Annotated in this window: 20 protein-coding genes; 9 read left to right on the plus strand and 11 right to left on the minus strand. The window is 57.3% G+C overall.

Features of this window, described 5'->3' with window-relative positions; genetic code table 11:
- The first annotated feature begins 47 nt into the window (after positions 1-47).
- From LT85_RS04130 to glcF, 5 genes are all read left to right on the plus strand, one after another.
- Positions 48-1457: an FAD-binding oxidoreductase gene (locus LT85_RS04130; protein WP_038485625.1), complete on the plus strand. Its 1410-nt coding sequence runs from the start codon at positions 48-50 to the stop codon at positions 1455-1457.
- 38 nt (positions 1458-1495) lie between these two features.
- Positions 1496-2383, plus strand: coding sequence for a LysR substrate-binding domain-containing protein (locus tag LT85_RS04135; protein ID WP_156117643.1), 888 nt, complete (start codon positions 1496-1498; stop codon positions 2381-2383).
- Positions 2384-2541: 158 nt separating this feature from the next.
- Positions 2542-4053: an FAD-linked oxidase C-terminal domain-containing protein gene (locus LT85_RS04140; protein WP_038485631.1), complete on the plus strand. Its 1512-nt coding sequence runs from the start codon at positions 2542-2544 to the stop codon at positions 4051-4053.
- 3 nt (positions 4054-4056) lie between these two features.
- Positions 4057-5139, plus strand: coding sequence for a glycolate oxidase subunit GlcE (gene glcE, locus LT85_RS04145; RefSeq protein WP_038485634.1), 1083 nt, complete (start codon positions 4057-4059; stop codon positions 5137-5139).
- Positions 5140-5150: 11 nt separating this feature from the next.
- Positions 5151-6401 (plus strand): glycolate oxidase subunit GlcF, encoded by a 1251-nt coding sequence (gene glcF, locus LT85_RS04150; protein WP_038485637.1) that lies wholly within the window; start codon positions 5151-5153, stop codon positions 6399-6401.
- Positions 6402-6455: 54 nt separating this feature from the next.
- Here the strand turns inward: glcF and LT85_RS04155 are convergent, their stop codons facing one another.
- From LT85_RS04155 to LT85_RS04190, 8 genes are all read right to left on the minus strand, one after another.
- On the minus strand, positions 6456-7637 hold the full coding sequence (locus LT85_RS04155; protein ID WP_038485640.1) for a porin: 1182 nt from the start codon (positions 7635-7637) through the stop codon (positions 6456-6458).
- Between the two features lie 77 nt (positions 7638-7714).
- On the minus strand, positions 7715-10123 hold the full coding sequence (locus LT85_RS04160) for a glycoside hydrolase family 31 protein (RefSeq protein ID WP_038485643.1): 2409 nt from the start codon (positions 10121-10123) through the stop codon (positions 7715-7717).
- A 36-nt stretch (positions 10124-10159) separates the two neighbouring features.
- Positions 10160-11437, minus strand: a complete 1278-nt coding sequence (locus tag LT85_RS04165; RefSeq protein ID WP_038485646.1) for an MFS transporter — start codon at positions 11435-11437, stop codon at positions 10160-10162.
- Between the two features lie 45 nt (positions 11438-11482).
- Positions 11483-12439 carry an aldose 1-epimerase gene (locus LT85_RS04170; RefSeq protein ID WP_052134632.1) on the minus strand — a complete coding sequence of 319 codons (957 nt, stop codon included), beginning with the start codon at positions 12437-12439 and terminating at the stop codon, positions 11483-11485.
- Positions 12436-13221, minus strand: a complete 786-nt coding sequence (locus LT85_RS04175) for an NAD-dependent epimerase/dehydratase family protein (protein WP_038485649.1) — start codon at positions 13219-13221, stop codon at positions 12436-12438. The genes LT85_RS04170 and LT85_RS04175 overlap by 4 nt, the downstream gene beginning before the upstream one ends.
- Positions 13218-14108, minus strand: coding sequence for an SMP-30/gluconolactonase/LRE family protein (locus tag LT85_RS04180; protein WP_052134634.1), 891 nt, complete (start codon positions 14106-14108; stop codon positions 13218-13220). Before LT85_RS04180 ends, LT85_RS04175 begins: the two co-directional genes overlap by 4 nt.
- A 48-nt stretch (positions 14109-14156) precedes the next feature.
- The gene (gene gudD / locus LT85_RS04185; RefSeq protein ID WP_052134635.1) at positions 14157-15512 is read right to left on the minus strand and encodes a glucarate dehydratase; all 1356 of its coding nucleotides are present in this window, start codon (positions 15510-15512) and stop codon (positions 14157-14159) included.
- Between the two features lie 286 nt (positions 15513-15798).
- Positions 15799-16872, minus strand: a complete 1074-nt coding sequence (locus LT85_RS04190) for a LacI family DNA-binding transcriptional regulator (RefSeq protein WP_038485651.1) — start codon at positions 16870-16872, stop codon at positions 15799-15801.
- A gap of 170 nt (positions 16873-17042) precedes the next feature.
- Between LT85_RS04190 and LT85_RS04195 the strand changes: the two genes are divergently transcribed.
- The 4 genes from LT85_RS04195 to LT85_RS04210 all read left to right on the plus strand — a co-directional run bounded on the left by LT85_RS04195 (position 17043) and on the right by LT85_RS04210 (position 22174).
- Positions 17043-17852, plus strand: coding sequence for a DeoR/GlpR family DNA-binding transcription regulator (locus LT85_RS04195; RefSeq protein ID WP_052134636.1), 810 nt, complete (start codon positions 17043-17045; stop codon positions 17850-17852).
- 311 nt (positions 17853-18163) lie between these two features.
- Complete coding sequence (glpD, locus tag LT85_RS04200; RefSeq protein ID WP_052134637.1) at positions 18164-19696, plus strand: glycerol-3-phosphate dehydrogenase; 1533 nt, start codon at positions 18164-18166, stop codon at positions 19694-19696.
- A gap of 177 nt (positions 19697-19873) precedes the next feature.
- Positions 19874-21370, plus strand: coding sequence for a glycerol kinase GlpK (gene glpK, locus LT85_RS04205; protein WP_038485657.1), 1497 nt, complete (start codon positions 19874-19876; stop codon positions 21368-21370).
- Between the two features lie 90 nt (positions 21371-21460).
- Positions 21461-22174 (plus strand): MIP/aquaporin family protein, encoded by a 714-nt coding sequence (locus LT85_RS04210; RefSeq protein ID WP_038485660.1) that lies wholly within the window; start codon positions 21461-21463, stop codon positions 22172-22174.
- 60 nt (positions 22175-22234) lie between these two features.
- On the opposite strand, the gene LT85_RS04215 is transcribed toward LT85_RS04210, so the two are convergent.
- From LT85_RS04215 to LT85_RS04225, 3 genes are read right to left on the minus strand one after another with little or no spacing between them, the layout of a single operon-like run.
- Positions 22235-22738: a glutathione peroxidase gene (locus LT85_RS04215; RefSeq protein WP_038485663.1), complete on the minus strand. Its 504-nt coding sequence runs from the start codon at positions 22736-22738 to the stop codon at positions 22235-22237.
- Positions 22735-23871 (minus strand): PilT/PilU family type 4a pilus ATPase, encoded by a 1137-nt coding sequence (locus LT85_RS04220; protein WP_038485666.1) that lies wholly within the window; start codon positions 23869-23871, stop codon positions 22735-22737. The genes LT85_RS04215 and LT85_RS04220 overlap by 4 nt, the downstream gene beginning before the upstream one ends.
- Before the next feature lie 50 nt (positions 23872-23921).
- Complete coding sequence (locus LT85_RS04225; RefSeq protein ID WP_038485669.1) at positions 23922-24965, minus strand: type IV pilus twitching motility protein PilT; 1044 nt, start codon at positions 24963-24965, stop codon at positions 23922-23924.
- Positions 24966-25129: the final 164 nt, after the last annotated feature.

Consider the following 25129-nt stretch of genomic DNA (forward strand, 5'->3'; position numbering starts at 1 on the left):
GCTGTATGCAGCTGCAGAGTAAAATTCATGGATAAGGAGACTTGCCCATGAATCACATCACCGATCTCGCCGCTTTGAAGAAAGCACCGCCCGAAGCCTTGTTGACGTCCCTCAAAGACTTGCTTGGCGAGCGTTTCTCGGTTGCCCTGGCAATGCGCGACCAGCATGGCCGCGACGCATCTTCGTATGACCCCATGCTGCCCGATGCGGTAGTGTTCGCCGAAACCACTGAAGAAGTGGCGGCGGTGGTCAAGCTGTGCAGCGAACACCAGACCCCGGTCATTCCTTTCGGCAGCGGCACCTCGCTGGAAGGTCATGTTCTGGCGTTGCAGGGCGGTATCAGCATCGACCTGACGCGCATGAACCGGTTGCTGGCAATCCATGCAGAAGACTTGACGGCAACGGTGCAAGCCGGCGTTACCCGCAAACAGCTGAATCACGAAATCAAGGATAGCGGACTATTCTTCCCGATCGATCCGGGCGCTGACGCTTCGATCGGCGGCATGGCGGCCACCCGCGCTTCCGGCACCAATGCCGTGCGCTACGGCAGCATGCGGGAGAACACGCTTGCGCTAACCGTGGTGACTTCCGACGGCCGCATCATCAAGACCGGTACGCGCGCGAAGAAATCGGCGGCGGGTTACGACCTGACGCGGATTTTTGTCGGCAGCGAAGGCACGCTGGGCGTGATCACCGAAGTGACGGTCAAGTTGTATCCGCAGCCGGAAGCCATTTCTGCTGCGGTATGTTCATTTGAAAATATCGCCGATGCAGTCAATGCAGTGATCCAGACCATACAGCTTGGCGTGCCGATTGCGCGGGTAGAGCTGCTGGATGAGAACGGCGTGCGCGCCATCAACGCGTATTCCAAGCTGGCGCTGCCGGAACAGTCCTTGCTGCTGTTTGAATTCCATGGCAGCGAGAATGGTGTAAAGGAACAAGCTGAAATCGTCCAGGAAGTCGTTGCCGATCATCACGCCACCGGTTTCGAATGGGCAACCCTGCCGGAAGACCGGTCTCGTTTGTGGACTGCCCGCCACAATGCCTATTTCGCTTTGCTGCAATTGCGGCCGGGCAGCCGCGCGATTTCTACCGATTGCTGCGTGCCGATCTCGCGCCTGGCGGAGTGCATACTCGACACCAAAGCCGACTGCGAAGCGAACGGCATGGTGTACTCGATTATCGGCCACGTCGGCGATGGCAATTTCCATGCGCAGATGCTGGTCGATCCGAATGACGTTGCCGACATCGCACGCGCCGAGGGCGTCAATGCGCGCATGGTGAGCCGCGCCATTGCCATGGACGGCACGTGCACCGGCGAGCACGGAGTTGGCTTGCACAAGATGGATTTCCTGATCGAAGAACATGGGATTGAAGCGATCGCCACCATGCGCGCGCTGAAACACGCCTTCGATCCCAAGAACATCATGAATCCCGGCAAGATCATCCGGTGGTAAGTCCAGCGAAAAAATCAGCCATGTCGAATAAAACGCCCTTGGTCAATCGCTTGCCGCCGGTGCATGCCTTGTCCGCTTTTGAAGCTGCCGCGCGCCATCATTCATTCGCGCTGGCGGCAGAAGAGCTTTGCATTACACCCTCGGCGCTGTCGCACCGGATCCGTTTGCTGGAAGATTTTGTCGGCGAACGCCTGTTTTCGCGCGAAGGGCGCACGGTGGCCCTGTCGGAATTCGGCCATCGTTATCTGGAAGTGGTGCGCAACGCCTTGCGCACCCTGACTGAATTTCCGCTACCGCAACGGCACGTGCAGGTGCAGCCACGCGTCAAGATCACCGCGCCGCCGACGTTTGCGCGGCAGTTGCTGATTCCGCATCTGCAGGGATTTGTCGATCTCCATCCTGATATCGTGGTGGAAATATTCCTGTCGGTGCCGCTGTACGACCTGAGCCTGACCGAGAGCGATCTGGAAGTACGTTTTGGCGCCGGCAAGTATCCCAATACCACGACCGAGAAGCTGTTCGAAGAGCCGACTTTCGCCGTCGCCAGCCCGGCATACCTGAAAAAGATCGGCCCGCTAAATCATCCTGCCGACCTGCGCAAGGCCAGTTTGCTGCGCTCGGCGCTAGAGCCTTGGCAACCTTGGTTTCAGGCCGCCGGACTGGACTGGTCGGAACCGTCCTCGGGTTTGCGCGCCGACGATCTGGGTTTGTTGCTGGAACTGGTGCGGCATGGCCACGGCGTCGGCCTGACGCGCAAGCATTTTGCGCGGGAACTGATTGAACAAGGCAAGCTGGTGCAGTTGTTCGACATCAGCCTCACTTCGCCGCCGCATGCCTACTATCTGGTGTACCAGCAAAAGCCGCAGGAACGGCCGGAAGTGACGACATTTATCCATTGGATGAAAAGTACCTTCAGCCGCATGTGAACAAGCCCCGGTTGCGCTCGGCAATGGCTGAAAATATTTCACAGGCGGCATGCAAGGTTTTCAGGCGGAATCGACAGGAAAGCGCCTTGCCGGCTTCACAATGGCCTTATACTTGCTTGGATACCTGTCAATAATCACACAACAGCCGGGACGCCAGCATGAACTTGCCAGCCGCAGCGCCTGCTTCAAACGCCGCTGAATCAGCTTTCGACCCCGCCCGCCAGCAGCAAGTGGTGGCGGCGCTGCGTACCTTGCTGCCGCCGCATGCACTGCTGTTCAACGACGAAGATACGCGTCCCTACGAATGCGACGGCCTGGCCGCTTACCGCCAAAGCCCGATGGTGGTCGCCTTGCCTGAAACCGAAGCGCAGGTGATAGCGATTCTCAAGACTTGCCGCGACCTCAAGGTTCCGATCGTGCCGCGTGGCGCTGGTACCGGCCTCTCGGGCGGCACCTTGCCGATTGCTGACGGCGTAGTGCTGTCTACCGCCAAATTCACCCGTATCGTCAAACTCGATCCCTATGCGCGCACCGCCGTGGTGCAGCCGGGCGTGCGCAACCTGGCGATTTCCGAGGCCGCGGGGCCGCATAATCTGTACTACGCGCCGGATCCGTCTTCGCAGATTGCATGCACCATAGGCGGCAATGTCGCCGAGAATTCCGGCGGCGTGCATTGCCTCAAATACGGCTTGACGGTGCATAACGTGCTGCGGGTCCGGATGGTCACTATCGATGGCGAGATCGTCGAACTGGGCGGCGGCGCGCTGGATGCGCCGGGGCTGGATCTGCTGGCGGTTTTCATCGGTTCGGAAGGCATGCTTGGCGTGGTGACCGAAGTGACGGTTAAGCTCATCCCTAAGCCGCAAGCAGCGCGTGTCATCATGGCATCGTTCGACGACGCGGTCGCTAGCGGCAATGCGGTGGCCAACGTGATTGCCGCCGGCATCATTCCGGCCGGACTGGAAATGATGGACCGCACCAGCTCGCGGATGGTGGAACCCTTCGTCAAGGCCGGTTACGATACCGACGCCGCAGCGATCCTGTTGTGCGAATCGGATGGCACCACCGAAGAAGTGGAAGAGGAAATCGCCCGCATGAGCGATGTTCTCAGCGCCAGCGGTGCAACCCGGATTGAAGTCTCGACCTCGGAAGCCGAGCGCCTGCGCTTCTGGTCCGGCCGCAAGAACGCCTTCCCGGCCGCCGGCCGGATTTCTCCCGATTACTATTGCATGGATGGCACCATCCCGCGCAAGAATCTGGCGCAGGTGTTGCTTGGCATCGAGCAGATGGAAAGTAAATACGGTTTGCGCTGCGCCAATGTGTTCCATGCTGGTGACGGCAATTTGCATCCCTTGATTTTGTTCGATGCCAATGTACCCGGTGAATTTCATCGCGCCGAAGAATTCGGTGCTGAGATTCTTGAGTTGTGTGTGACTGTCGGTGGCACCATCACCGGCGAGCACGGTGTCGGCATTGAAAAGATAAACTCGATGTGCGTGCAGTTTTCGCCGCTGGAGCGAGAGGCGTTCTTCAACGTCAAGCGCGCATTCGACACAGCATTCCTGTTGAATCCGGACAAGGCGATTCCGACTTTGCAGCGTTGCGCCGAGTACGGAAAAATGCACGTACAGCGCGGCTTAATCAAGTTTCCTGATTTACCTCGGTTTTAAGCTATGGACCCACAACAATTTAAAGACCAGGCACGTGCGCAGATTCTTGACGCCGCCGCGGGTCATCGCATGCTGGAGATCCGTGGCGGCGGCAGCAAGCACTGGTACGGGCAGCAAGTGCAAGGCGACGTGCTGGATACGCGGGGCTACAGCGGAGTGGTCGACTATGAGCCGACTGAACTGGTGATCACTGCCCGTTGCGGCACTCCCTTGGCTGAAATTGAAGCGCTGCTGGCGCAGCATCAGCAAATGCTGGCGTTCGAGCCGCCGCATTTCGGCAATGACGCAACATTCGGCGGCATGCTAGCCAGCGGCTTGTCCGGACCATCGCGGCAGGCAGTTGGCGCCTTGCGCGATTTTGTATTGGGCACGGTGCTGATGGATGGCAAAGGCGAGGTTCTGCACTTTGGTGGCCAGGTCATGAAGAACGTGGCGGGCTACGATGTCTCGCGCTTGCTGGCCGGTTCGCTGGGGACCTTGGGTTTGATACTGGAAGCCTCTATAAAAGTACTGCCGCTCCCGGTTGCCGTCAGCAGCCGTCGCTTTTCGATGAGTGAGGCCGAGGCGATTCGCAACCTCAATCAATGGGGCGGCCAACCCTTGCCGATTACCGCCAGCTGCTGGCATGACGGTAGTTTGACAATCAGGCTGGCAGGTGCCGAGGCCGCTGTGCACGCGGCAGAAAAAAAGCTCGGCGGCGATATCGTTGCCAATGCCGGCGAATTCTGGCAAGTCTTGCGCGAGCAGACGCATCCATATTTTGCGGGTGCCACAGACAAGGCCTTGTGGCGCTTATCTGTGCCGTCGACCGCCGCGCCGCTGGCCTTGAGCGGAAGTACCTTGATCGAATGGGGTGGAGCGCAGCGCTGGCTGATTTCCGAGTCCGGCACGGCAGCGGAAGCAGCGATGATTCGCAGCGTGGTGAGTGACGCCGGTGGCCATGCCACGCTGTTCCGCGGCGCCGACAAAGATGTCGGTGCGTTTCAGCCATTGGCGCCTGTCGTCGCTCAAATTCATCGCCATTTGAAAGCCAGCTTCGATCCGTCGGCAATCTTCAATCGCGGCCGTATGTATCCGGATTTCTAGAAAACGCCTCCATGCAAACCAATCTAGCCGATTTCATCAAGAACACCCGCGATGGCAAGGAAGCCGATGCGATCTTGCGCGCCTGCGTGCATTGCGGCTTTTGTACCGCGACCTGTCCAACCTATCAATTGCTGGGCGATGAGCTGGATGGGCCGCGCGGGCGCATCTATCTCATCAAGCAGGTACTGGAGGGTAAGCCAGCCAGTGCCAAGACGCAAACGCATCTGGACCGTTGCCTGACTTGCCGCAATTGCGAATCGACCTGTCCATCGGGCGTCGAATATGGACGTTTGCTGGACATTGGCCGCAAGGTGGTAGAGAAGCAGGTCGGCCGTCCGCTTGCACAGAAAATCACCCGTACCGTGCTCAAGGAATTGTTGCCGCGGCAATGGCTGTTCAAGCCGGCGATGGCCAGCGGCCAGTTGTTGCGGCCCTTGCTGCCGCAGAAATTGAAAAACAAGATACCGGAAAAACAGAATGCCGGCATCTGGCCGCAGCGGGAACATGCGCGCAAGATGCTGTTGCTTGACGGTTGCGTACAGCCGGCGATGTCGCCGAATATCAATAGCGCAACCGCCAGAGTGCTGAATGCACTGGAAGTGCAGTTGCTGGTGGCGCCGAAAGCCGGGTGTTGCGGAGCGATCCGCTATCACTTGAATGACCAGCAAGGCGGCCTCGACGACATGCGTCGCAATATCGATGCCTGGTGGCCTTATGTCATTGGCAGCAATGGACAGGGTGTGGAAGCGATCGTGATGACGGCGTCTGGTTGCGGCGTCACCGTAAAGGAATACGGCCATTTGCTGGCCGCGGATCCTCTCTATGCAGTGAAGGCAAAAGCCATTTCAGCGTTGACCAAGGATTTGAGTGAGATCCTGCCGGAGTTTGAAATTGAACTGCAGCAGAAGCTGAGCGGAAAAATTTCCCAGCGTGTCGCCTATCATCCGCCGTGCACCTTGCAGCACGGCCAGCAAATCCGCGGCAAAGTCGAAGGTCTTCTGCGTGGCGTCGGCGTCGACGTGAAATTATGCGCGGACAGTCATTTATGTTGCGGGTCGGCCGGTACGTACTCGGTATTGCAGCCGGAACTGTCGTATCGCTTGCGCGATAACAAACTGGAAAATTTACAGGCTACCCAGCCCGACATGATCGTGTCGGCGAATATCGGCTGCCTGACGCATCTGCAATCGGGAACGGAGACTCCAGTCAGGCATTGGATAGAGCTGCTGGATCAGGCGCTTTGTGGGAATAAAAGCGTGTAGGCCGGAAGAACGCAGCGTCATCCGGCCTACATGCCCCTCAGTTGGAACTGATAGTTAGAACTGATGGCGAATGCCGATAGCTCCCACGAATTGCTTGCCATTCGAAGACGGCGAACCATTTTGCGAATCGCCGACAACCGCCACTGCATTGACCGGCGTCACGCCATTGGCGCCCAAGGTCTGGCCGCGCGCCCGTTGATAGGCCTGCAAGAAATACAGCGCCGTGCGCTTGGAAAAATCGTAGGTCTGTTCAAGCGAAAGTTGCTGATAACGCGCCGGATCGCTGATACCGTTCGCTGCCGATTCGCGGGTGTAGCTATAACCGGCTGCCAGCGTGATTGCCGGTGTCAGCTTGTAGGTTGATATCAGCCCGGCAGTATTGAAAGTCGCCTGGTGCGTGAACAGCGATGCGGTTCCCGGCGTCATTTGGACATTTGAAAAATTCAGGCCCAGCATCCATTTGTCCGACGGGTTGTAGCGCGCCGCAGCCGCAATCATCTGCACCGATCTGGCGGAGGCATAACCGGCATTGACCGGAGACTGGGCATAGCTGCCTGAAGTGACATTCGGATCCCACGGAGCAAAGCCCTTGAGATTATTATTGGTCAGCTTGACGTATCCCAAGGCGAGGCTCAGCGCGTTGTAGTCATAGCGCAATGCCGCACTGGAAGAATTACCGGCGCTGATATTGCCAGCGTTTTCTCCAAAACCGTACAAGGCGCTGGCTTGGAAACCCGAAATCACAGGGCTTGCATACACCAGCGAATTGTTAATCCGTATGGTGGTGTCGAGGCCGTCAAGATCGCCGGGATGTGCGCCGGTGGCGCCGGTCAGCACGCCTGTCGGCCCCAGTCCACCGACATAACGCCAGTATGGCGTGTACTGGCGGCCGAGTGTGAACGTACCGTATCTGGCATCGCTCAGGCCGACAAAAGCCTGGCGGTTGAACGCCTTTGTGGCGTCGCTCTGGGCACCGGTATTGATGCTGAAGCCTTGCTCCAGGGTGAAAATGGCCTTGCTGCCGCCACCCAGGTCTTCGCTGCCCATAAAGCCTAGTTTGCTGGCGTTCAGATTGCCGCTGTTCATATAGGTGTTGGAATTGCCGCGCTGATTGCTTGAATAAACAATTGCCGCATCAGCCGTGCCATAGATGGTGACGCTGGTTTGTGCTTGCGCATAACCGACGCCGCTGATCGCGGCCGTTGCCAGCAATAATGTGAGTGTGTTGTATTTCATGTCTCCTCCGAGGTGTTACTGTTTTAACCGAAGCAGCGTGCTGTCGATTTTTATATGTTGGATAGCTTTGGCTTGGATTACGATTTGATTTTCAATGTTATTTCGCGGCGCTGGTTGACGATGGCATCTCCTGAAATAGTAGTGGCGCCAGTTACTACCTGACGTGTTTCGTGCTGCGGTAAAAGTAGTGTTACGAAGTCGGATGTCGGTTGGATTCCAGTGCATTCAAGATTGATCTCCAAGGTCGATGTCGTGCTGTGTACGCGGATTTTCCACATGCTGCTCTTGCCGTCGACGTAGGCATTGCTATCGCCGTCGTCATCGAAAAATTCGGTATCGAAACTACCGTCGAACTGATGCGGGAAAACCATGAAGCCTTGTTGGTGCGCGGCTTGGTTGAAGTGTTGTTCTGCGACATTGACGGCGATGGCGCTGCCTGCGCGGGCCAGCAACGGCGGCTGTTCGCCAGCTGCCGGCAGCGCGATTTCTTGTCCGCCACGATGATGCGCGCCGCTCCAGAAGTCGTACCAGTCTGCGCCTGCCGGAAGATAAATGGCGCGGCTTTTCTGGCCCGGTTCGACGACTGCGGCCAGTAGAAGATTGGCGCCGACCAGCATGTCGTCGTTTTCCGCATAGCACTTCGGATCGTCCGGGAAGGCCAGAAAAGTCGGCTTGATCATCGGTTCGTAGTGCTGGTGATAACGCCAAAGAAGATCGTAGAAGTAAGGTGTCAGGCAAGCGCGCAGCTTCAGCAGGTTACGGATGGCGCCCGTGATTTCCGGATACATCCATGCTTCGTTGACGGTCTTGTCGTCGTTCCAGGAATGGATCGAAAAACGCGGCATGAATATGCCGAACTGGACCCAGCGCAACAACAGCTCCGGACCTGGCGCCGGACCGCTGAAGCCGCCGACGTCGTGGCCGGTGTTGGAGATGCCGGACAGCGCCAGGCCAAGCCCCATCTTGATGTTGTACTTGAGCGTCTGCCACGATGTGTAATTGTCACCCGACCAGGTCTGGACATAACGCTGCATACCGGCGGCGCCTGAGCGCGACACCAGATAGGGCCTTTTTTCAGGAGCAAACTCGGTTTGCGCCTCTTGCGAAGCGGCCATCATCAGCATGGTTTGCAAGCCCTTGGCCTCGACCGCCTTGAACGGATGGCCGAAACCATGGACGGTGGCTTGCGGATTCAATACCTGGAATTCATTGTTGTCGTTCCAGGTGCTTGTGATGCCGTATTCCAGCAAGGAAGTAGTCACCGCCCGTTTCCACCAGTCGATGGTGTCCGGATTGGTGAAATCCAGATAGGCGCCGACCTCGTCCCAGAACTGCACCATTTCCGGCTTGCCATCCTGGTCTTTGATGAATAGATCGAGGCTCTCGGCTTCGGAGAAGCGCGGATGGTCTTGCAGCAGGCAGGGCTTGATGTTGGCGCACAAGCGCACGCCATGCTCCAGGTAGTGTTGCGCAAAAGCGTGCGGATCTGGAAATTTGTCCCGGTTCCAGTTGAATACGTAGCGCTTGTTGCCGATCGAGGTGTAACCCGAAGAAAGGTGAAACGACTCGCACAAGATATCGTGCTGTTCGCAATTCACCAGGAATTCATTCATTTTTTCCTGGGCGTCCGGCTCGTCGGTATAGCTCATGGTCGAACCGGAATAACCCAGGCCCCACTTCGGCGTGAACGCCGGCTTGCCGGTCATCCAGGTGTAACGCCGCACCACCTGTTCCATGTTGTCGCCGGCGATGAAGTAGTAATCAAGGTCGCCATGCTCGGCGACGAAGTAGCGATAGTGGCCGTGATAGTTGTCGAGCTCGCAACCCATGTCCAGCTTGCCTTCGGACAGAGTGTCGTAGAACAGGCCGAAAGCTGTTTTCTGCTTCTTGCTCCAGGTGATGTAGAACGGAATGTGCTTGTACAGGGCGTCGGTACTGCTAGCGTTGTAGCCCATCGCGTCGATGGTTTTCAGCGAATAACTGCGGCCGTGGCGATTGCTGTCACCGCTGCGTTCGCCCAGTCCGAAGTACATATCGTCCTCGGCATCGCGTTTCAGGTAATGATAGACCTTGTCGTCCCAGTAATCGAAATTCAGATGCTGTGTGTTGCGATCCTGCGCAACTAGTTTCCAATCTCCGTCCGGTCGGGTTTCCCAACTGCAGAACAGGCCTTTCAGCTGCACCGTCAGGCGGATCTTTTCAGTCTGTATCTGCAAGGCGCCGGCAGTATCGGTGAGGATGTAGCCAGGCTGGGAAAAACCTGCGAGCGAGAAGCGTTCGCGTCCGTCTAGCGGACAATGCTGTGTTCCGGGAGCGATGGCCCAGGTGCGTGGAAAATGTAGCGTTGCGTCCGGCAGCACCATGACGCGGATGATGTCTTGTTCCAGTAGGAAGATATGCGCAACATGGCCATCAGCGCTCTTCAGCGTCAACGTTGCGCCGTCCCGCTCTGCCAGATGGAATTCAGGAATGTGATTAACCGACATGCAAATCTCCAATAATCTTTGTTCAGTTTCCGGACGTCAGTTCTTGGACATCGCAGTGCTGTTATCTTGATAGCCGCGATACAGCAGGAACAGGATCGTTACGCCGACCACGTCGAACATCCCCAGCGCCGCAAACAAGGGGGTATAGCCTACCGATTCAGCCAGTTGTCCGATCAGCAGCGAGAACGACAGGCCACCAATCCAACTGATCATGCCGGTCAGTCCGTTCGCCGTACCAACTTCACGGGTATTGAAGACATCCGCGGTCATGGTATTGACCAGGCCGGAAATCATTTGATGCGAAAAGCCGCCTATGCAAAACAGCGCAATGGCGAGATAAGGGCTCTCTACGTAGCCGACAAAACCGACGCTGGTCATCAATACGGCGCCTGTGGCGATGCCGGCGATGCGCGAATTCACCAGTTTGAAATTGAAATGCTTCATCAGGAACGGCGACAGATAGCCGCCCAGGATGCCGCCCATGTCAGCGGCAAAGAAAGGCATCCAGCCGAAGATGGCGAATTCTTTCAGGTTCATCCCGCGCACGGAAATGAAGTACAGCGGAATCCAGAAATTGAAGGTTTGCCAGGCCGGCTCCGCCAGGAAGCGAGTGATTGCGATACCCCAGAAGCGACGCGTCTTGACGATCGTCTTGATGGATGGCTTGCCGTGCGCGTTGCTCTCGGCAATGCTTTCCTGGCCGGATAGAATGTAGGCGCGTTCCGAATCGGACAGGTTAGGATGATCTTTAGGGGCGCGGTAAAAGAAGAACCACAAGCCGGAGAAAATGAAGCCCAGCGCACCGGTCACGATGAATGCAGCCTGCCAGCTGTGCTTGTACAGCAGCCACGCCACCAGCACTGGCGCGATCACGGCGCCCATCGAAGTGCCTGCATTGAAATATCCTACCGCCACCGAGCGTTCCTGTTTAGGAAACCACTCCGAGACTGCCTTGACCCCGGCCGGTATCGCCACTGCTTCGGTCAGGCCCAGCATGCCGCGGAAGAATGCCAGCGACATCCAGCCGGTGGCAAAGCCGTGCAGCATGCCGACTACAGACCAGGCCGCGGCAAACAAGGCAAAGCCGACTTTCAAACCGAGAAAATCGATGATGTAGCCGCATACCGGCTGCATGATGGTATAGGCGACCTGGAAGGCCGCGACCACATAGGAATATTCCTTGGTGCTGAATCCCAGATTGTGCTTCAGCGTGTCTGCCAGGACGCCCAGCGAGTTGCGCGATATGTAGTTAAGAATGGTGCCAAAACAAACGAGGGCGATAATCCACCAGCGCAGACCTTTGATGTGTTTCATATTTTTTGTCTCGGTTAGTTTTTATAGGTGATCGCCTGACAGGCGTCATGGTGCTTCCGGAGTGCTCCCGCTATCAAAAAAATCCAGCCGCATATCGCAGCTGAAGGTATGGCCGCACGGTAAGCGCTGCAAACCGGTGTCGGCAAAGCCTGCCTGCGCCAGGTTGACAGCGTCGGCGACATGGCTCACCGGCTCAAGGCAGAAATAATCGAGCGCTTTCGGTGCGTGCAACACCAGATGCGACAGCAGCGGAGACGCTGTCATGACGATCCGGTTACCGTGATCGTCCGCCATGTCGGCGTGCCGTTGCCAGCCGCCGTAGTACAGCGTCATTTCTTCATCTGGTGCAATCCGGCGTGCGTTGCGGTAATTCTGCCGGGCGGGAATGTCGCCTACGCCGATTGCGACATGTTCCGCATCGGCTTGCCATAGCTGCTGCGCATCAAACGCAACATGCCGTGCAAACCGTCGTGGAAAATAGGGGTGGAAGCCGACGCCGAGCGGCATCGGCGGCAATGCCTCGTCGCTGGCATTGGTAATTTCCATCCGCATGGCGAGTGCGCCGACCTCCAGGACGATCGTCTGCTTCGCCATGAATGCCCAGGGCCAGCCACTGGCGCCGGGTGCATGGCGGTACAACATTTTCGCGCTGTTGTCGTCACGATCCTGTAATTGCCATTCAGCTGTGTGGCCGAAGCCATGCATCGCGTGTTGTTCTCCCGGATGCAGTGGCAAGCTGATTTCCAGCCCGTCCCAGGAAAATTTTCCAGCGCGGATGCGATTGGAGAATGGCAGTAAGGGATAAATGCCAGCCTTGGGCCAGGCCGTTGCTGGAAAGCCCTGCTGACGGCAGTACGCCTGCATAGGCACGATCCAGTCAGTTACCTGGCCGTCGCGCGAACAATGCAATGAAGTGATGCGGCCGCCGGCGGACGGCGAAAGCGTCAGTTGCCAGCCATCTTTACTCAGGCTGATTTCGGGCGACAGCAAAAGCGTCTTCATGTTTTTTTCGTGTAGTCGGATGCTGCAAAACCGCCACCTTGGAACAGCTCGGCCAGTGGACCGCCGCGGGTCGGAATACTGGCAATCCGCTCGGCAAAATCTTCCGCATTGCTTTGCGGGTGATATCCAATCGGATTGTCGCGTTGTCGCCACCAGTTGCGGGTATTGGCCGAAACGCCGTACATGATATGGAATCCCGGATGCAGCGCTTCGATACAGCGCTCCACCAGGTGCTGCATATCGGCATGCGACAGCCATGTGTGCAAATGACGCCGTTCGAACGGCTCGGTCTCGAATGAGCCGATACGCAGGCAAATCGATTCAACGCCATGTTTGTCGAAATACAGCCTGGCGATCGCTTCTCCCCAGACTTTGCTGACGCCGTAAAGGCTGTCCGGCCGCACTGCCGCATGTTCGTCGATGTCGGTCTCCGATGCATACATGCCGATAGCATGGTTGGAACTGGCATAGATCACGCGTACAGCATGTGTGCTGGCAGCCTGGTACAGACTGAGCAAGGCTTTCAGATTGTGCTCGATCAGCAGGTCCAGTTCCAGATCGGTGCCGATGCCCGCCATGTGCACCACGGTGTCTGCGCCTTTTAGCAACTCTGTACAAAAGCCCGCATCGCGCAGATCGCCGATGTATGCTGTTTCATGCGTGGCAAGTTCGCCCAGCGGTTTGATGTCGTTCAGCCGCAGCTGATAGCGACCATCCGACCATTGCTCCCTGAGGACCTTGCCGATATTGCCGGCAGCGCCGGTAAGGACGATGGTTTTCATATGCCGAACTCCGCGACGGGTGTACCTGCGACCGGCATGTCTATAGCAAACAGAGCGCCCGCCAGCGGTTCCCGCGCCAGTTCATCGGGTTTCATGTTTTCGGTCAGTGAGGTGACATACATAGTTTTCAGATCTGCGCCGCCGAATGCACACATGGTGGGGCGCGATACCGGCAGCGGGATAAAGCCCAGCAGTTCACCTTGCGGCGAGAATTTGTTGATGCGTCCGGCAGTGATGCCGCAGCTCAAGTAACAGCCGTCGACGTCGACTGCGCCACCGTCAGGGCGCCCCCATTCAGGTTGCATCTGCACGAACACTTCGCGCGGGCCAAGTGTGCCGTTGGCGACATCGAAATCGTAGCGGTAAATCACTGCGCGCCGTGAATCGGAGTGGTACATGGTACGGCCGTCAGGGCTCCATGCCAGGCCATTCGATACCACCAGTTCGTTACCGTGCGCACTGATGCTGCCGTCTGGCGCCAGCCGATACAACGAAGCACAAGCCTGTTTGTCTGCGCGGTCGTCCATCGTGCCGGCCCAAAACGCGCCGTCCGGGCCGGTCTTGCCGTCGTTGAGACGGTTGTGCGAAATATGCGGCTCGGGATGCGCAATCAAGGTCCAGCACGCGCTGGCCGGATCGAACCAGTGAAAGCCGGTACGCAGTGCGGCGACAATCTTGCCGTTCTTTGCGAGGCTGATCGAGCCGATGGAGGCGGGCGCCACCCAGCTTTGTCGCTGTCCTGATGCCGGATCGAAACGATATAGCGCTGGCTTCAGGATATCCACCCAGTACAGTGCCTGTTCCCGCTGCGACCAAACCGGCGATTCACCGACGATTGCGCCATCGGCGCATATCACGTGTAAGGGGTAATCGAATTGCTGGATCATGGTGCTACCTTATGGCTGGTCATGGGTCATAGGTCTACGTCGAGCGCCTTAGCGCAGCAGGCAAGGCTTCTTGTTGTCGAATTTCCAACCAGGGATCAAGTATTGCATCGCCATGGCGTCGTCGCGCGCGCCAAGCCCCATGTTGCGGTAGAGCTGATGCGCAGCTTCCAGTTGTGCCGGGTCGAGTTCGATGCCGAGGCCGGGTTTTTTCGGTACGTCGATCATACCGCCGACGATTTGCAGCGGCGCCTTGGTCAGGCGCTGGCCATCCTGCCAGATCCAATGGGTATCGATCGCAGTGATATGGCCCGGCGCGGCGGCAGCCACGTGGGTGAACATCGCCAGCGAAATATCAAAGTGATTGTTGGAGTGCGAGCCCCAGGTCAGTCCCCATTCATGGCACATTTGCGCGACCCGGACCGAACCTTGCATGGTCCAGAAATGCGGATCGGCCAGCGGGATGTCGACAGATTGCAGCTGGATCGCATGGCCCATTTCGCGCCAGTCGGTGGCGATCATGTTGGTAGCCGTCTGCAAGCCGGTGGCGCGGCGGAATTCCGCCATGACTTCGCGTCCGGAAAAACCGTTCTCGGCGCCGCAAGGATCTTCCGCGTAGGCTAGCACGGCATGCTGGTCGCGGCACAGGCGGATGGCATCCTTCAGCAGCCAGCCGCCATTCGGATCGAGCGTGATGCGGGCTTGCGGGAAGCGTTCGGCGAGCGCAGTTACCGCTTCCATCTCATCCTCGCCGCGTAATACGCCACCCTTGAGCTTGAAATCGTTGAAGCCGTAGCGTTGGTATGCGGCTTCCGCCAGCGCCACCACCGCTTGCGCATTCAGTGCCGGCTCGTGGCGCAAACGTAGCCAGTCGTCGCCGGCATCCGGTTCGCTGGCGTAAGGCAGGTCGGTGACGTTGCGATCGCCGACGTAGAACAGATAGCCCAGCATCTTCACCGCATCGCGCTGCTGGCCTTCGCCTAGCAAGGCCGCCACCGGCACGTCAAGAAATTTTCCCAGCAGATCGAGCAGGGCGGCTTCGAGCGCCGTCACCGCATGGATCGCTATGCGCAGGTCAAAGGTTTGCAAGCCGCGGCCACCGGCATCGCGGTCGCTGAACGCCGCGCGGGCGCTGTTAAGGATCGCTTGATAGTTGCCGATGGCTTTCCCTAGCAGCAGCGGGCGCGCGTCTTCCAGCGTTTGCCTGATCCGTTCGCCGCCCGGAACCTCGCCGAGACCGATATTACCGGCGCTGTCAGTCAAGATCACGATGTTGCGCGTGAAGTAGGGGCCATGGGCGCCGCTCAGATTGAGCAACATGCTGTCGCGTCCGGCTACCGGCACTACCCGCATTTCGACGATCTGCGGCGTGCTCGGGACGGGTGGCTTGGTGCTCGAAGTTATCATGTAAGGCTGCCTCTGGCTGAATTGTTATCTATAGGACTTACGCAAAATTCCGCCAGCGGCGTTATGCCTCCTAGCTGTACCTTCGTACTATCTTCGTCGGCATGCCTTGCTGGCGAAATTTTGCGTAAGTCCTAATCTAATTGTTAATGCTGCAGGAGCGGGCTTGTGTCGAACGCATCCCGAACCGGTTCCAAGATGCGGTATTAAGAAAATGGGACCGCTACCAAATTCAAATGGTAGCGGTCCCATTTTTGGCTGTCAATCACTTTTTTTGTAACGAAAGGGATTAAACGCTGGCGCGCTCTATGATGCTGAAGCCGATATCGCAGATCGGTTCGGCGACGTTTTTTCCTTCGGAGCGGGCGATGATAAAGCGCGCCGCTGTGCTGCCGATAGCGGTGCCGTCGATGCGCACCGTGGTCAGCGGCGGTTGCAAGTCGAGTGAAAAACTCAGGTCGCCCAGGCCGATGACGGCCAGTTGTTTGGGAATGCTTATACCGCTGGCTTGGGCTTCAATCATCACGCCCAAAGCGAGCAGGTCTGAACTGCAAAACACGGCGTCGATATCGGGTGCGCGGGCTAGCAATGCCCGCAGGCCGCTGCGACCGTTGCCGAGCGTGGTAGGGGCCGCCACTTCGCAGGAAGGTATCTCGGTTTCTTGCGCCATAGCCATGCCAAGCCGGATCGCTTCTTGGGAGAAGGCGTTGGCGCGGCGACGGCTACGGTCGTCGTTGGCGCAGATGGCGCCTACCCGGCGGCGGCCGGCCGCGTGCAGGTACTGAGCTACCGCCGCGCCGATCTTTTCATGGGAAAAACCGACCAGCATGTCGACCGGGGTCGGCGTCAGATCCCAGGTTTCTACGACCGGAATGCCGCTCGCGAGCAAGCGTCGCCGCGCCTGCGCGGAACGGTTGATGCCGGTCAGCACAATGCCGTCAGGACGGCGGCCGATGATGGCGTCCAGCAGCGCATCTTCGCGCGAATTTTCATAACCGCTTTGACCCAGCATGACCTGATAGCCTGCTCCTGCCAAAGTGTCTGTCAGCGATTCCACGGTTTCCAGGAACATCGGGCCGGACAAGGTAGGCACAACGGCTGCCACCAAGCGGCTTTTTTGCGACGCTAGTGCACCTGCGAGCAAGTTTGGTACGTAACCGGTTTGCTGTACTGCGGCCTGTACTTTTTGCAACACCTTGGCGGAAACCGCATCCGGCGTGTTGAGCGCGCGCGAAGCGGTGATTGGGGCCACGCCGGCCAGTTTGGCGACGTCGCGCAAGGTGAATCCTCCGGTCTTGCGGCCGCCTTTGCGGCGGGCGGTGACATCGGCGACGACTGCATCCAGTAGAGTTTCTTTTTCCATGGCGAAATTTTAACATCAATGAAAATGATACCGTTACCATTTTGCAAGTAAGCGGATAAAGCCACGGCCGTGCATGAGATCAGTGCGATACAATCTGGCCGGCATTCTCCCTATATCGCAGAATTCACATCATAATAAAAGTCTTTGAAAAATCGTACGGGACAGGTTTTATGCCAGCAGGGTTCAAGCCAGAAATATCCGCGCAACAGCTCAATAGCCGCCAGCAAGAGTTATTGAGCTATGTGCAGCGCGACGGTTTCATGACGGTAGAACATTTGGCCACGCGCTTCCAGATCACCCAGCAAACCATTCGGCGCGATATCAATCTGCTGGCAGAGTTGAACCTGTTGCAGCGCTATCACGGCGGCGTCGGCCTGCCGTCCAGCGCCGAAAATATCGCTTACGGCGCGCGCCAGGGTTTGTACTCGGAAGAGAAGCGCCGCATTGCTGCACTGGTGGTTGAACATATTCCAGACCAGGCCACGCTGTTCATCAATCTCGGCACCACCAACGAAGAGGTGGCCAAGGCGTTGAGCCGACGTCGCAATTTGCGCGTGATCACCAATAACCTGAATGTGGCGGCGATCATGAGCGGCTATCCCGGCTGTGAAGTGATCATCACCGGTGGCGTGGTGCGCGCGCGCGATCTCGGGATCACCGGCGAAGAAACCATCGATTTCATCCGGCGCTTCAAGGTCGATTTCGGCATCATCGGTATTTCCAGCATTGAAGCCGACGGCACCTTGCGCGATTTCGATTATCGCGAGGTGCGGGTTTCGGAAGCAATCATTGAGCATTCGCGCACTGTATTCCTAGTCGCCGACCACTCCAAATTCCGCCGCCCGGCGCTGGTGCGGCTGGGCGATATATCGAAGATCAATGCCTTGTTTACCGACCAGCCTGTGCCGGAGGAAATGAACAACATTTTTTCAGATGCGAAAATCGACGTATTTGTCGCCGACAGTAACGCAGCCGCTTAATCCCCGTCATTCCCGTTCTGGCGAGGGTCACCTCACTCTCGCCCTCCATCTCCTGCCGTCGCTCTTATTTGCACATGACGACCATTCACCTTCGAGGTGGATGGATTGGTATTGCCTATCCGTAAATAAGATTATTCCTATCGCGGGATTGCTTTTAATAAATATAAATGATTTTCAATGTTCGAATTCGAACAATATACTTTCGAATATAAATATTTTATGATGTGCGGTGACATTGCAAGCATGTCGTTTTGCCAATTGGCAATAACGAGCTTGTCCGATGAGCGAGTTACCGACACAAGGAGATAGCTGTGGCATCAGGTGAAATTGTAGATTTGCTGGTAGTGGGCGGCGGCGTTAACGGCGCCGGGATTGCGCGCGACGCAGCGGGCCGCGGCCTGAGCGTGTTACTTTGCGAACAGGATGACCTGGCTTCGCATACCTCATCGGCCAGCACCAAACTGATCCATGGCGGCTTGCGCTATCTCGAGCATTACGAATTCAGCCTGGTGCGCAAAGCGTTGCAAGAGCGCGAATTGTTGCTGCGCCTGGCGCCACATATCATTGCGCCGCTGCGCTTCGTGATGCCGCATGTATCGAGCCTGCGGCCGGCCTGGATGATACGCGCCGGCCTGTTCCTGTACGATCACCTCAGCAAGCGCGAATTGCTTCCCGGTTCCCGCACCATCGATTTCCGTAAGCACGTCGCCGGCGCGCCGCTCAAGAAAACCATCAGCAAGGGCTTCGTCTATTCCGACGCTGCCGTGCAAGATGCCCGCCTGGTGGTTCTGAACGCCATGGATGCCAGGGAGCGCGGCGCCACCATTCTTACTAAAACCCGTTTGATCCAGGCTAAGCAAGGCGCACAGTATTGGGACGCCACCTTGCAGTCGACCCAAACCGGCGAGACCACCGAGATCAAGGCGCGCTGTGTCGTCAATGCTGCCGGCCCGTGGGTTGCCAGCCTGTTGAACGGCGCCTTGAATACGCCGGCGCAGCATCATATCCGGCTGGTCAAGGGAAGCCATATCGTGACCAAGCGTTTGTTCGATCACGATCACGCCTATATTTTCCAGAATCCCGACAAACGCATCGTTTTTGCCATTCCATACGAAAAAGACTTCACGCTGATCGGCACCACTGATGTCGAGTTCAGCGCCAATCCGGGTAAGGTCGAGATTTCCGAAGAGGAAACCGCTTATCTGTGCGAGTCGGTGAGCCGCTATTTCGAAGTCGCCGTGACGCCCCGGCAAGTGGTCTGGTCGTATGCCGGCGTTCGCCCTTTGCTCGAAGAGGAAGTGGCCAATCCCTCCGCCGTGACGCGTGACTACAAACTTGAGCTGCGTAACGAAGCGGGCCTGGCGCCAGTGTTGTCGGTGTTCGGCGGAAAGATCACTACTTACCGGCGCTTGGCGGAAGAAGTCATGGAGCATTTACAGCCATTGTTCGGCTACATGAAATCGCACTGGACCGCGCATGAACCGCTGCCGGGCGGCGATATTCCGAACGCGAATTTCACAGAGTTCCACAGGATTTTCCAGCAACGCCACGCATGGCTGCCGGCTACCCTGGCGGCGCGTTACGCCGGTGCTTACGGCACACGCTCTGCGCGCTTGCTTGAGGGAATTCACGACGTTACCGGATTAGGCGAGCTGTTCGGCGCAGACCTGTACGAAGCGGAAGTGCGCTATCTGATTCGCGAAGAATGGGCGCTGACGGTTGAAGATATTCTGTGGCGTCGTTCCAAGCTGGGATTGCGTCTCGATGCTGTAGCGGTAGAAAGACTGCGGACCTGGTTGCAAGAGCAGGAGCAAGCGCAACCGGTAGTTGCAATGCGTGCTTAAGATTCATCACTGCGATTGACCACTGTGTTTTTTCTGTTTTACCCCGGAATCATCTGCAGGCAACGTTTCTTTTTTGCAGATGATTCCGGCAGATAAAAAAGACGGATCCAGCCTTGTCGCCGGATCAAAGTCAACCCGATCCGCACTGGCGGATTTACCAACCTTGGAGTAGACAAGTTGAAAGAAAAATACATTTTAGCCCTGGATCAAGGGACTACCAGCTCGCGCGCCATTCTGTTCGACCGCCAGGGCAATATCGTTTCTTCAGCGCAGAAAGAATTTCGCCAGATCTATCCGCAGCCGGGCTGGGTCGAGCATGATCCTCAGGAAATCTGGTCCACCCAGGTTGGCGTTGCTGCGGAAGCCTCCACCAACATCGGCCTGAACGGCACATCGATCGCCGCTATCGGCATTACGAACCAGCGCGAAACCACCATCGTCTGGGATCGCGAAACCGGCAAGGCGGTCTATAACGCCATCGTCTGGCAAGATCGCCGCACGGCAGAATTTTGCGATCAGCTGAAAGCGGACGGCCTGGGCGAAACCATTCGTGCCAAGACCGGCTTGCTGGTGGACTCATATTTTTCCGCTACCAAGATCCGCTGGATACTGAAGAACGTCGAAGGCGCACAGCAATTGGCGAATCAGGGACGTCTGGCGTTCGGCACGGTCGATACCTGGCTGGTGTGGAACATGACGCGCGGCAAACTGCATCTGACCGATGTCTCGAATGCTTCGCGCACCATGCTGTTCAATATCCACACCATGCAGTGGGACGACGAGCTGCTCAAGATCATGGGCGTGCCGCGCAGCATGCTGCCGGAAGTACGCTCCTCAAGTGAAGTCTACGGTCATACTGAAATGTCCGGATTCGGCTCGGAAATTCCCTTGGCCGGGATTGCAGGCGACCAGCAGGCCGCCTTGTTCGGCCAGATGTGCACGCAGCCGGGCATGGTCAAGAATACGTATGGCACCGGTTGTTTCATGGTAATGAATACCGGCACCAAGCCGATCGCCTCGAAAAACAATCTGTTGACGACGGTTGCCTGGAAAATCGGCAACGAAGTCAACTATGCGCTGGAAGGCAGCATTTTCATCGGCGGCGCGGTAGTACAGTGGTTGCGCGACGGCCTCGGCATCATCAAGACTTCCACGGAAATCGAAGCCCTGGCGCGCAGCGTCAAGAGCAGCGACGGCGTGTATCTGGTGCCAGCCTTTGCCGGTCTCGGCGCGCCGCACTGGAACCCGCACGCACGCGGCACCATCTTCGGCATCACGCGTGGCACCACGTCGGCGCATTACGCAAGAGCAGCGCTGGATAGCATCGCCTATCAAACCATGGATGTGCTGAAGGCAATGGAAGCCGATTCCGGCATAGTGATTCCGGAATTGCGTGTCGATGGCGGTGCAACTGCCAATAACCTGCTGATGCAATTCCAGTCGGATATCCTCGGCGTTGACGTGGTTCGTCCCAAGGTCACGGAGACCACAGCGCTTGGCGCAGCCTATCTGGCCGGCCTGGCGGTTGGTTACTGGAGCAGCACGGCCGACGTACAAGGACAATGGCAACTCGACCAGCGCTTCAAATCGGCGCTGCCGGCAGAGGAAGTGCAGAGCAGCATCAAGGGATGGCAGCGGGCGATTTCCGCCGCCACGGTATGGGCCGATTCCTGACCTAAAGCCTTTTTCCACTGTTGAATGAGAAACAGGACAGAGCACAGCGTTGCTCTGTTCCTCCCCCTCCTATTTCCGAAAGAGTTTGTCATGACTCCCTTTTTAGCTGAATTCGTGGGCACCGCCCTGATTGTCTTGCTTGGCAACGGTGTGGTTGCCAACGTCTTGTTGAGTAAAACCCATGGCCACGGCAGCGGCCTGATTGTAATCACCGTCGGTTGGGCGATGGCGGTGTTTGTCGGTGTTTTCGTTGCAGCGTCCTCAAGCGGCGCGCACTTGAACCCGGCAGTGACTTTGGCGCTGGCAGTTGCCGGCAAGTTCGCCTGGGGTAGCGTGCCTGGCTACATCCTGTCGCAAATGCTGGGCGGGATGATGGGCGCATTCCTGGTATGGCTGGTGTACCGCAATCACTTCGCCGAAACCACAGACGGCAATCTCAAGCTGGCAGCTTTTTGTACCGCGCCTGCAATCCGCAACACCTTCGGCAACGTCGTGTCGGAAGTGGTCGGCACCTTTGTGCTGGTGTATTGCGTATTGAATATTGCATCGCCGAAGATGGGCCTGGGTGCGCTGGATGCGTTGCCGGTGGCGCTGCTGGTGATGAGTATCGGCGTTTCGTTGGGCGGTACGACAGGTTACGCGATCAATCCTGCACGGGATTTGGGACCACGTCTGATGCATGCATTGCTGCCTATTCCAGGCAAGCGCGACAGCGACTGGGGCTATGCCCTGGTGCCGGTTGTCGGTTCGATTTGCGGCGGTGTGTTGGCAGCGCTGGTGTACGGCCTGCAGTTGGCGCACTAAGAACGCAAAGGCCCGCACAGCGTAATGTCGGACGACGTTGCGCTGTGCGGGTCTTTATAATTATTTCGCCAGCAGTTTTTCTATATCCGCAGCCAGTGATTCCGGCTTGGTTTGCGGCGCAAAGCGGTCGACAATCGCGCCGTCCTTGTTCACCAGGAACTTGGTGAAATTCCACTTGATACCTTCGCTGCCGAGCAAGCCCGGTGCAGCGCTTTTCAGATACTGGTAGAGAGGTGCTGCATGGTCGCCGTTGACGTCGATCTTCTCGAACAAGGGAAACGTGACGCCATAGTTTTTCTCGCAAAAGGCGCCGATTTCGTCGGCGGTGCCCGGTTCCTGCGCGCCGAACTGGTTGCACGGAAAGCCGAGGACTTCAAAGCCTTGTGCATGATATTTCTGGTAAATCTCTTCCAGGCCTTTGTACTGCGGCGTGAAGCCGCAATTGCTCGCGGTATTCACGATCAGCAATACCTTGCCGCGGTAGGCGTCCAGCGAGCTCGGTTTGCCATCCAGCTGATTGACCGTAAAGTCGTAAATTTGTTTGCTGCCAGTGTCGTTGCTCATACAATCCCCAGATGTTCAGTGCCGGCAGAGAGGTCGCGGTCTTTTGCATCCTTGCCGCGCAGTTTGATGGAAAGCCGCAGGTCATTGACCGAATCGGCGTTGCGCAAAGCGTCTTCGTAGCTGATTTTATCGTCTTCGTACAAATCAAACAGGGCCTGGTCGAAAGTCTGCATGCCGAGCTCGCGCGACTTCTTCATGATTTCCTTGATTTCATGGACGTCGCCCTTGAAAATCAGGTCGGAAATCAATGGCGAATTGAGCAGGATTTCAACCGCTACCGCACGGCCCTTGACCGTTTTCAGCGGCACCAGCCGTTGCGAGACAATGCCTTTCAGGTTAAGCGACAAATCCATCAGCAACTGCGGCCGGCGTTCTTCTGGGAAGAAGTTGATGATGCGGTCGAGCGCCTGGTTGGAGCTGTTGGCATGCAGGGTAGCCAGGCACAAGTGGCCGGTTTCGGCGAAGGCAATGGCGTAGTCCATGGTTTCGCGGTCGCGGATTTCGCCGATCAGGATCACGTCCGGCGCCTGGCGCAAGGTGTTCTTCAGGGCCACGCCCCAGTTTTCGGTATCGACGCCGACTTCGCGCTGGGTCACGATGCAGTTCTTGTGCGGATGGATATATTCCACCGGATCTTCAATCGTGATGATATGGCCGTAGCTGTTCTCATTGCGGTAGCCGATCATCGCCGCCAGGGTGGTCGATTTTCCGGAACCGGTCGCGCCGACCATGATGACCAGGCCGCGCTTGGTCATCGCCACGTCCTTGAGCGTCGCCGGCAGGCCTAGATCTTCGAATTTCGGAATATCGGTGGTAATCGTACGCAATACCATGCCGACCCGGCCCTGCTGGATAAATGCCGAAGCGCGGAAGCGTCCCAGCCCGCCTGGGCTGATGGCGAAATTGCATTCCTTGGTTTCTTCAAAATCGGCAGCCTGTTTGTCGCTCATGATTGCGCGCGCCAGTTCCAGCGTATGCATCGCGGTCAGGGCCTGATTCGAGACCGGCGTGATCTTGCCGTCGATCTTGAATGCCGGCGGGAAGTCTGCGGTAATGAACAGGTCGGAACCGCGTTTGCTGACCATCAGGCGCAGCAGGTCGTGCATGAATTTGGTGGCTTGATCGCGTTCCATATATTTCTATCCTAAATTGTCTGTGCTTATATTTTTAGCTTGTTTGCGGCTTAGCCTGGGAAGTTATCCGGCGTCTTGGCCGCAGCGCGCGCAGCAGCCAGTGAAATGACGTTGCGCTTGACCAGTTCGGTCAGATTGCTGTCCAGGGTTTGCATGCCCATGTTGCTGCCGGTCTGGATCGCCGAATACATCTGGGCGATCTTGCTTTCGCGGATCAGGTTGCGGATCGCCGGCGTACCCAGCATGATTTCATGGGCGGCGACGCGGCCCGAACCATCCTTGGTTTTCAACAGGGTTTGCGAGATCACAGCCTGCAGCGATTCCGACAACATGGCGCGCACCATTTCTTTTTCTTCCGCCGGGAAAACGTCGACGATACGGTCGATGGTTTTTGCTGCGGAGGATGTGTGCAAGGTACCGAATACCAGATGGCCGGTTTCGGCTGCTGTGAGCGCGAGGCGGATGGTTTCCAGGTCACGCAATTCGCCGACCAGGATCACGTCCGGGTCTTCACGCAAGGCCGAACGCAGCGCATTGTTGAACGAATGGGTATGCGGGCCGACTTCACGCTGGTTGATCAGGCATTTGTTGGATTGATGGACAAATTCGATCGGGTCTTCAATGGTCAGGATGTGTGCGTATTCGTTTTCATTGACATGATTCACCATCGCCGCCAGCGTGGTCGATTTACCCGAGCCGGTAGGGCCGGTGACCAGCACCAGGCCGCGCGGCTTGAGCGACAGCTCGGCAAAAATGCGCGGCGTGTTGAGTTGCTCCAGGGTCAGCACGGTGGATGGAATGGTCCGCAACACGGCGGCGGCGCCGCGATCCTGGTTGAAGGCGTTGACGCGGAAGCGCGCCAGGCCGGGAATCTCGAACGAAAAATCGCATTCCAGGTGTTCTTCGTAGGCTTTGCGCTGGCCATCGTTCATGATGTCATAGATCATCGAGTGCACGTCTTTGTGCTCGAGCGGCGGCAGGTTGATGCGACGCACATCTCCATGAACCCGGATCATCGGCGGCAAGCCTGCGGATAAATGCAAATCGGATGCCTTATTCTTTACCGAAAAAGCCAGAAGTTCGGAAATGTCCATTTATAATCCCTGTGCTGAATTTTGTTTGTTGAAAGGCATCTTTGGAAGCGCTGGTTAAGGTCGTAACTGAGTTGCAGCTTAGTTGTAGCGCTTTCTTCACGATCTGGCCAGCGGCAAAATCCCGAAATTGCCAAACAGGCCCGGCAGAGGCGTTTGGCGATAAG

The sequence above is a fragment of the Collimonas arenae genome, from assembly GCF_000786695.1.
Classification (GTDB): Bacteria; Pseudomonadota; Gammaproteobacteria; order Burkholderiales; family Burkholderiaceae_D; genus Collimonas; species Collimonas arenae_A.